Here is an 8243-nt window from a genome sequence, read left to right as displayed (position 1 = left end):
AGCTCCTCCTTCGCGTGCCTCTGCCGCCGCGACCGCGACGCCACCGGCCACGCCCGCCCAAGCTACCCTATCTGATGCCGGTCGCGGCCTGAAGGCGGTGGCCGGGATAATGAACAAGGCCGTTTCCTGGCTCCATTTGAATCTTGCGGACATTGTAAAGGCTTGAGTATTTTTTTGATTACGCACCTCTAAATCCTCATGCAGCGTAACTACCTTTCCAGCTTTTCCATATGAGCCCTTAGTATAGACCCCATCACTAAAAAGAAATTCAACCGACCCCTCCGGAAACTGAATTTTCTTAACTGGGTTTCCACTATTAAACAACGGCGCCGCCTCGTTGTATGAGTCAGGTCCTTTCAGTTCTGTTAAAAACCCTTTCTCATAGCAAAGAACGTACTCAAATTTTTCACGAATTTTGCGGCTCAAGGTTGGCGCTTTACTAGTTTTGTTCCACTTGAATATGCCGACCAAATTTTGGGCGCCAAAAATCTCATCGCATATGGCTTTTAGTTCAGATATTTCGTTGTTATCAATACTGATAAATATAACGCCATCGTCAGATAATAGATTTCTTGCCACTCTCAATCTAGGATAGATCATACTTAGCCAATCTGAGTGGAATCGGCCATTCGTCTTAGGGTTTGCAAGTAGCAGATTATTCATTTCATCTTTTTGCTGAGATTGATGAAGGAACGTACCACAGTCTATTGAAAAATTATCTTTGTAGATAAGATCGCTTCCTGTATTGTATGGGGGGTCAATGTAAATAACTCTAATTTTTCCGAGATAATTATCCTGGAGCAGCTTGAGAACTTCGAGGTTGTCACCCTCAATAAATAGGTTCTGAGTATTGTCAAAGTTTACGCTCTCTTGTCTAAAAGGCCTCAATGCCTTTTTAATGACAGTATTAGATAACAGTAGAGCATTTCTCTTCCCAGGCCAATCCAACCGATATCGTTCCTGCGCTCCGTCAACGATATGGTCGCTTAGCTCCTGCTTGAGCTGATCAAAATCTACAGCTAGACGTATCTGCCCCGTCGCCTCATCGCGCGCCTCAGTCACACAGCCGGGGAACAGCTCGCGAAGCTTCGCGATGTTGTCTTGGCTCAGGTCGGGGCTGTGCATCTTCAGTTTGTCCATGTGTGTGCTCTCAATCGTTCGTCGCAGCGGCAACGGGCTCGCCCGCTGTCAACTGCGCGAGTGCTTGTTTGGCGGCGCGCAGCTCGGCGTTGATTGCCACGCGCCGGTTGAATTGTCTCTCGCGCGCTAGCCGCGCCTTGATCCGCTCGACGTCACGCATCTTTGTCTTGATCGCCTCGGCGCGCGCGATGCGTGCCTCCAGCGACACCGGCTCATCGTGCGCCTGCGGATGAGCATAGCTTTGCGGCGCCTCGGCCACAGCAGACGCCGCACCGGGCACCACCCCCGCTGTCTGCCGCTCGACCAGCGGACTCAGCAGCGCCTCATAGAGTGCGCCAAGCGTCGTTGCCACCGGTAACGGCTGGCGGGGCGCGTCCTCGGGCAGCCAGTCGGCTTCAAAGTAATCGCCGATCACCCAGCGGGCGCGGTCGGCTTCGCTCGGGCGTTTCCAGGCGGCGGCGAGCTGGATGCGGGCCGCATGGCTCAGCTCGAAGATCAGCGGAAAGGGAATCGCCTTGTCGATCGCGCGCAGCAGCTCTCGGTCCAGCACCGCCGTCTTCTGCACGATACGAAACACCTGGATCTCTGTCACCGCCTCGGTGGCCGCCAGGTTGATGGTCTCGGGGGCCAGCTTGTGCGACCAGAGGATTTGCTCGACCTCCCGCACGAAGCCCTCCTTCAGCGCCCGGTTGGCGCTGGCATGCTCGTAGAGCTTGGCCTTGGGGATGACGCGGCCAAAGGCGGCGGCTGGCGGCCAGGCGTAGAGGAAGGATGAATTAGGAAGGATGAAGGATGAATTCATCTGGCCTTTCTTTGTTTGGTTTTCTTGACGCAGGTGACTAGGATTGCTGTTAGCTCGTTTGCTTCGGCCATTAGGTCGCTGAGTTTTCTTTCCGGGACGATGCCGCTTTCCACTAGCAATTCGAGCCAGTAGCAAGTCTCCTCCAGTTCCTGCAATCCACCTTCAATCTTACTAATGAATTCCGCATCAGAACGAGCACGACACGCCTCCCGATAGTGCGCACCCACCGAAGTACCAGACCGTAAGACCTGTTTCCCAATCACCTGCGCCTCAATCGTGTTCGGCAAAGCACCAAACACCCGAATGACCCGCAAAGCAAACGCCTTAGTCCGAACCCTCAAGTCCAAAGCACCACCCTCATCCCTCATCCCTCATCCCTCATCCTTCCGCCCTCATCCTTCATAATGACCAAAAACGCAATCAACTCAAAGTCATCCAGCCCCTGAATGGTGGTCGTCAAAGCCGTGGTGCGTCCGCCGCCGAAGAGGCTGTCGATGTCCTGCTCCTCCTTGACCTCGATCATCGAGCGGATGGCCTGGCTGAGCAGCTCGGAGTAGCGCTCCATGCGACGGCCGTCCTGGGTGCGTTCGTTGAACAGCCGGCACAGCGCCCCGACTGGCTCGGGCTGGCCCTTGCAACTGGCGCGGATCAGGTCGAGCAGGCGCTTGACCTCGGTGTGGTCGGCGATGATCTCGCCGTCGTCGCCGATATAGACCAGATAGTAGGGGTGCAGGCGGTTTTGCTGCTGGACGTTGACGCTGTCGTGGATGTTCTTGAGCGCGAAGATGGCCCCGGGGTGCAAGCCGAGCGGGGTCTGGGCGGGCACGATGGCATGCAGGCCGAAGGGCAGTTGATCCAGCTCGCCATGCGCCTGGACGTACTGCAGCAGGTCCATGCGGAAGTCGTTCAGGCCGAGATCAGTGATCGAGACGCCGGCCTTGGCGTCTTCCAGTTCGATGATCTCGTCCTGTAGGCGCTTGAGCTGGTTTTTGCGGTAGGCGATGTCGTTGCTCTTGGCGGTCAGCACGTTGTCGTCGCCGGTGGCGGTGACGTCGGCGATGACCATGCGGTTCTCGACCCGCTCCTTGAGGTTGATGTACTCATCGAGGCTGATGTCGGGCCAGTAGTTGATGAGCTGGATGCGGGCGTTGGGCGAGCCGATGCGGTCGATGCGCCCGAAGCGCTGGATGATGCGCACCGGGTTCCAGTGGATGTCGTAGTTGATCAGGGTGTCGCAGTCTTGCAGGTTCTGGCCTTCGGAGATGCAATCGGTGCCGATCAGCAGGTCCAGTTCGTGGGGCTCGTCGGGCAGGATCAACGCCTTTTCTTTCGAGCGGGGCGAGAACAGGGTCAGCACGGATTGGTAGTCGTAGCGGCCCTTGAGCGTGGTCTTGGGCGCGTCGGAGCCGGTGACACGACCACTGTGCAGGCCGCGCTCGCGGTGCAGCCAGGGCGCGAGCTGGGCGAAGAGATAGTTGGCGGTGTCGGCAAAGGCGGTGAACAGCAGCACCTTGCGGTTGCCGGGGTTGATCGGTTGGTCGAGCTTGGCGAGCAGGGTCTGTTTGAGATGCTGCAGCTTGCTGTCGTCCTCGGGGCCGACCTGGTCCATGGAGGCGAGCAGTTCATCGATGAGTGCGAGATCGGCGCGCAGCTCGCGTTGCCAGGAGAGCCGGTCCATGTCGGCGAGGCGGATCTGGATCTTCTTGCCGACGGTGAAGTCACCAAGGCCGCCGAGGTCGTCATCGTCCGGGTCGAGGCCGGCGAGGTGGGTCTCGAATCCAGCCTCGATGCTTGCCCCAGCGTCGGTCCCTCGTGGGTTGCCGCTGCCGGTCTCGTAGCGCTCGATGACGTCGAGTGTGTGGCGGATCTTGCCGCTTAGGGCGCGCAGGGTGAGGCGGAAGGCCTCGACCGAGCTTTCCAGACGCTTGAGCAAGTTGACGGTCATCAGCGCCTGCAGGCTGCGCTCGCGGTCGACTTGGCGCAGTCGGCCACGTCCGCCCGAGGTCTGGGTGTCGTAGAGCGCCTCGTAGTGGGCGAGCCGGGACGGCAGGATGTAGCTGACCGGGGCGTAGACGGCGAGCTTGAGCGCGGTCAGGCGCTCGAAGATCGCGTTCAGGTCCATCACATCGGGGCGCGCGGTGATCGGGCAGTGATGCGAGCGGGGTTTGAGGCGCTCGGGAAAGGGGCCGATGTCGCGGGTGTCGTAGAAGGTCTCGATGTGGCGGCGCGAGCGGGCGATGGTGACCGCGTCGAGCAGCTCGAAGAAGTCGAAGTCCAGGGTCTTGAGGATGCTCGCAGTGGTGCGCTGGTCTGGCGGGAGTTGCGACCAGCTGTTGAAGGCCTTCTGGGCTTGGCGAAAGATCTCCTCGACGCTGTTGTTGCTGCGCAGCTTCGCGGACAGGGCCTCGGATTGGCCCTCATAGGCGAGCGCGAGCTGATTGCGCAGGTCGGTGAAGCGGTTGTTGACCGGGGTCGCGGAGAGCATCAGCACCTTGGTCTTGACGCCGTCGCGGATGACCTTGTTCATCAGCTTCTGATAGCGGGTCTCGCGATCCTTGTAGACCTCGTTGTTGCGGAAGTTGTGCGATTCGTCGATGACGACGAGATCGTAGTTGCCCCAGTTGACGCGGTCGAGCGGGATGCCGAAGGACTCGCCACGGCTGCGCGAGAGATCGGTATGGCAGAGGACGTCGTAGTTGAAGCGGTCCTTGGCGAACAGGTTGGTCTTGAGGTTGGCGTTGAAGTTGCGCCAGTTGTCGGCGAGCTTCTTCGGGCAGAGGACCAGGACGGACTTGTTGCGCAGCTCGTAGTATTTGATCACCGCGAGCGCGGTGAAGGTCTTCCCCAGGCCGACGCTGTCGGCGAGGATGCAGCCGTTGTAGGTCTCAAGCTTGTTGATCAGGCCGGTGGCGGCATCGCGCTGGAAGTTGAACAGCTTCTGCCAGACCAGGCTGTCTTGATAGCCGGTAAGATCATTGGGCAGCACGTCCTCGGTGATGTCGTCGAGGAACTCGCGGAAGAGGTTATAGAGCATCAGGAAGTAGATGCGCTCGGGCGCATTCTCCTGATAGACCGATTCGATGTGGTTGCAGATGGCGTCGGTGACCTCGGCCAGTTGCTCGGGGTCGCGCCAGATCTGATCGAACAGCTGCAGGTAGCTGTTGGTGTGCGCGGCTTCGTCAAAGCGGTTGACGAAGTTGGAGACGGCATCGCCCTTTTGATAGCCGAGATCGGTCACGGTGAAACCGCTCAGCGGCATGTAGGCCGCGTCGCCGCCGTCAGTGCCGACATGGGCAAAGGCCTGCATCGGCGCCTTGGTGCAGTTGGATTTGAAGCGGGCCTTCTGGCGAATCCACTGCGCGCACTCGCGGGCGATGGCGCGCTGGGTGAGCTGATTGCGCAGGTGGATCTCGAACGCGGTGCCGTAGAGGCTGGTTTCGCGTCTGAGCTTGGGGATGAAGAACTCGCGCCGTTCCTTGCGCAGGCGGTCGGTGACGTCAGCGGCGACGAAGGTGGGCGCGGTGAAGATGAACTGCAGGCTGTCGATCTTGGACAGCTCGGTCTTCAGCGCCTCGAAGGCGTAGAGCGAGAAGCAGGAGGCGGCGATCTTCAGCCGTGCGCCGGGCTGCAGGGTCTGCTTGAGGTCGTCACCGAGCAGACTGTTGGTGTTGTCGAGGAGCTTCATCCTGGGCGCTTCAATACAGTGGCAATCGGGCACGGCTCACAATCATTTGGCGAGCCGATGAAGCCTTCTGCAGCGGGTGCGTTCATCACGCCGGCCTGTCGTGCGGAGGTGTCACGGGCCTGTGCTGCGGCCTTCGCTACGCGATCCATCCGGCGCCGCGACGCCGGCATCCATCGACATGAGCGCGGTCACCCGCCCCCGCCATGGCGCGAGCGCACCCCTGCAGGCGATCAGGTTCCATGCGCCGAACAGGTCCTGTTCCAGGACGACCCGGTCATAGCGAGCCTTCTCGGTATTGATCCATCGCTGTCCCGACGGTGCGGCCACAGGTACCTGGATCCTTCGAGGGTTTGCTGTCAAGTGGCCTGAGCATATCATCCACAGGCATCTCCGCACACATACCAGCCCGTGATCATGGCCTCGGGCAAAACTCGACCCGAAACGCTTCCGGACCTTGCCCGCAGCGGCATCGGCGGACCACAGGGAGGGAGAACTCACCGAAGCTGAAGCTGCGCCGAGTATTTCCTATGGTAGTCTTGGTCATCGCCGCTTAGACCAGTTGCCTACCCTGCGGGCAGGACGCTGCGCAATGTGATCCAGTTCGTGATACCCAGGATGTTTGGCATCAGATGAATCGATCCGCACTCTTGCCCGCCACGCGGGAGATCCTCGACACGCTTGAAAGCCTGAGTGGCTACCCGGTCTCGTTCGTGGAGGATCCGTCACTGAAGGTGCTCGCGACGGTTCGGATGGCGACAGCCGACAGCCCCATCCATCTGATCGCCTATCAGCCAGGGGCGCCGTCACCCGACTATCCGATTGCGGTCGAGGCCGGACACGCGATCAGGATGTTTCGGCACCCGATCGAGAAGCGCTTTCAACTCGCCGGTGACCCAGCCTCCCGTGATGAGTTGGTCGATGAGGTGGCGACGTTGCATCCACGCCTGCCACGCGATCGGCTGAAGGGCTTGAGCGATTTCTTGTTCGACAGCCTGATTCTCCAGCTGCGTTCCTGTCCGACGGGCCTCCTGGTGGACTACACCCTCTATCGGAATTACCCGTCACTGCGTTCACCCCAAGCGCAGTCGCTCAGGGAACAACTTGCGACCAACGTCAAGGTCTTGGCGCCGGAGCAGATGGCGCCGTTTCCGACGCGCATCACCAGTGCCAATCGCGCCATGAATGCGGCTTTTGCGATCGGTGTCAGCGAACTCTTGGGCGAACCCCATCTTGCGGTTCCGTATCGAGCGGCTGGACTTGAACAAATTGGCTTGGATCTGCTCTCGGAGCTTCCACCGCCGGACAGCGAGGCGGTCGATGATCGGGCGCTCATCACCGCCTGGGCCGCCAGGCTCGGCCTGGAGCCGTGGCTGAAGTGGCTTCCCTTGACCTAATCCGTTTCTTTCGCGAAGGATCCTCATGTCACAGCCCATCAACTACGTCATCAGCGAGCAAGACTTTGACGTGTCGCTGATCCCGAAAGCCGGTCGAACCATCGGAACGGATGGCTTTCGGAAGCACGTGACCAAGTATTTTAGAAAGCAGTACGAGGGCCAGGGCGGGGAGACCACGGTCGAGTTCGTCGATGGCAAGATCATCGTGACCTGGATGCCCGTCGAAGCGGATCAGGCGCCCTTTGGCGCCATCATCGATCTGCTGAAGGCCGGTGATTACGCCACCGCTTTGCCGATGTTGCAGAGTCTGCTTCAGGCAAACCCGGCAGACCATGAGGCGCTTTACAATCTGGGGATGGTCTACAGTGACCAGGGCCGCCTGGAAGATGCGCAAGACATGCTTCGTCGCGCGACGGAGGTGGCGCCCGACCACGCCAACTCCTGGATTGCACTTGGCGTCGCCTTACTTCGCGCAAACGATCCGACGCGTGCCTGTCCGGTTCTCGAACGAGCCGTCGAGCTTGACCCGCAAAACCCCTACGCCTTGCGCACCCTGGGCACGCTTCAGGTGATGACCGGCGACCACGCCCGTGCCATTAAGACCTTGAGGGAAGCCATGACGCTGGCGCCCGACGATCCCATCATCCTGCTGACGCTGGGGCAAACACTGCTCGCCGAGGACCCCGAGGGTCATCGCGCGGAGGCAGACCGGCTCCTCATTCGCGTACTGGAATTGTCGCCCCATGGCGAGATCGCGGAAAAAGCCAAAGACGCCCGGCGCTCGATTGCGAATCGCCAATTCCGCGACGAGGCGATCACCGAGCTCCGCCATGACGCACTGTTCTACTGTCTCGGTGCACTTGAGCGATTCGAGGGCATGAGTCAAGCGGAACTGGGACCCATCGTGATGGAGATGGCAACCCTTGGTGAGAGCGGGCTAAATGTCAACGATCCCGAACAGCGCTACACCCTCAAGCTGACGCCTGGCGAGTTTTCCGGTCTTCAGATCGTCTGCATGATGCATGTCGGGCTGAAGACGTTCGACCCCAACATGGGCTCCGGGATGGACCTGGACAAAGAGTACGACGCCGCCCTGGCGTTGCATGCCCGTAAGACCGGTGGCGGAACAGAGTAAGTCCTCGGATCCCCGTGTCGCGCCAATCCGGAAATTCTCTCTGCGACGTCCTAAATGGGTCCGCAATGGGTCCGCGGGCTCAAGCGG

7 protein-coding genes are annotated in these 8243 nt (G+C 59.8%); 2 read left to right on the top strand and 5 right to left on the bottom strand.

The features are described from left to right. The 5 genes from AADX97_RS25760 to AADX97_RS25740 all read right to left on the bottom strand — a co-directional run. Positions 1 to 1140 (bottom strand): site-specific DNA-methyltransferase (locus AADX97_RS25760; protein ID WP_374236911.1); only part of this gene is annotated, 1140 nt, incomplete at its 3' end. Between the two features lie 10 nt (positions 1141 to 1150). Then, positions 1151 to 1942: a DUF4391 domain-containing protein gene (locus tag AADX97_RS25755; protein WP_374236913.1), complete on the bottom strand. Its 792-nt coding sequence runs from the start codon at positions 1940 to 1942 to the stop codon at positions 1151 to 1153. Beyond that, positions 1939 to 2310: a four helix bundle protein gene (locus AADX97_RS25750; RefSeq protein ID WP_374236915.1), complete on the bottom strand. Its 372-nt coding sequence runs from the start codon at positions 2308 to 2310 to the stop codon at positions 1939 to 1941. The genes AADX97_RS25755 and AADX97_RS25750 overlap by 4 nt, the downstream gene beginning before the upstream one ends. Continuing rightward, complete coding sequence (locus AADX97_RS25745) at positions 2307 to 5627, bottom strand: helicase-related protein (RefSeq protein ID WP_374236916.1); 3321 nt, start codon at positions 5625 to 5627, stop codon at positions 2307 to 2309. The genes AADX97_RS25750 and AADX97_RS25745 overlap by 4 nt, the downstream gene beginning before the upstream one ends. A 111-nt stretch (positions 5628 to 5738) precedes the next feature. Next, positions 5739 to 5954, bottom strand: coding sequence for a hypothetical protein (locus AADX97_RS25740; protein ID WP_374236917.1), 216 nt, complete (start codon positions 5952 to 5954; stop codon positions 5739 to 5741). A 302-nt stretch (positions 5955 to 6256) separates the two neighbouring features. Here AADX97_RS25740 and AADX97_RS25735 point away from each other — a divergent pair, with 302 nt between their 5' ends. Both AADX97_RS25735 and AADX97_RS25730 read left to right on the top strand, forming a co-directional pair. Then, complete coding sequence (locus AADX97_RS25735; protein ID WP_374236918.1) at positions 6257 to 7021, top strand: hypothetical protein; 765 nt, start codon at positions 6257 to 6259, stop codon at positions 7019 to 7021. A gap of 25 nt (positions 7022 to 7046) precedes the next feature. Continuing rightward, complete coding sequence (locus AADX97_RS25730; RefSeq protein ID WP_374236919.1) at positions 7047 to 8156, top strand: tetratricopeptide repeat protein; 1110 nt, start codon at positions 7047 to 7049, stop codon at positions 8154 to 8156. Positions 8157 to 8243 lie beyond the last annotated feature (87 nt).

This window comes from Thiocapsa sp. C2-2m, from assembly GCF_041903745.1.
GTDB lineage: Bacteria > Pseudomonadota > Gammaproteobacteria > Chromatiales > Chromatiaceae > Thiocapsa > Thiocapsa roseilacustris.
This window is presented reverse-complemented; position numbering and strand designations above follow the sequence as displayed.

What these genes read in the sequence shown, in the direction of transcription:
- AADX97_RS25755 (WP_374236913.1), bottom strand. Translation starts at nt 1,942, where the DNA reads ATGAATTCATCCTTCATCCTTCCTAATTCATCCTTCCTCTACGCCTGG.
- AADX97_RS25750 (WP_374236915.1), bottom strand. Translation starts at nt 2,310, where the DNA reads ATGAGGGATGAGGGTGGTGCTTTGGACTTGAGGGTTCGGACTAAGGCG.
- AADX97_RS25745 (WP_374236916.1), bottom strand. Translation starts at nt 5,627, where the DNA reads ATGAAGCTCCTCGACAACACCAACAGTCTGCTCGGTGACGACCTCAAG.
- AADX97_RS25735 (WP_374236918.1), top strand. Translation starts at nt 6,257, where the DNA reads ATGAATCGATCCGCACTCTTGCCCGCCACGCGGGAGATCCTCGACACG.
- AADX97_RS25730 (WP_374236919.1), top strand. Translation starts at nt 7,047, where the DNA reads ATGTCACAGCCCATCAACTACGTCATCAGCGAGCAAGACTTTGACGTG.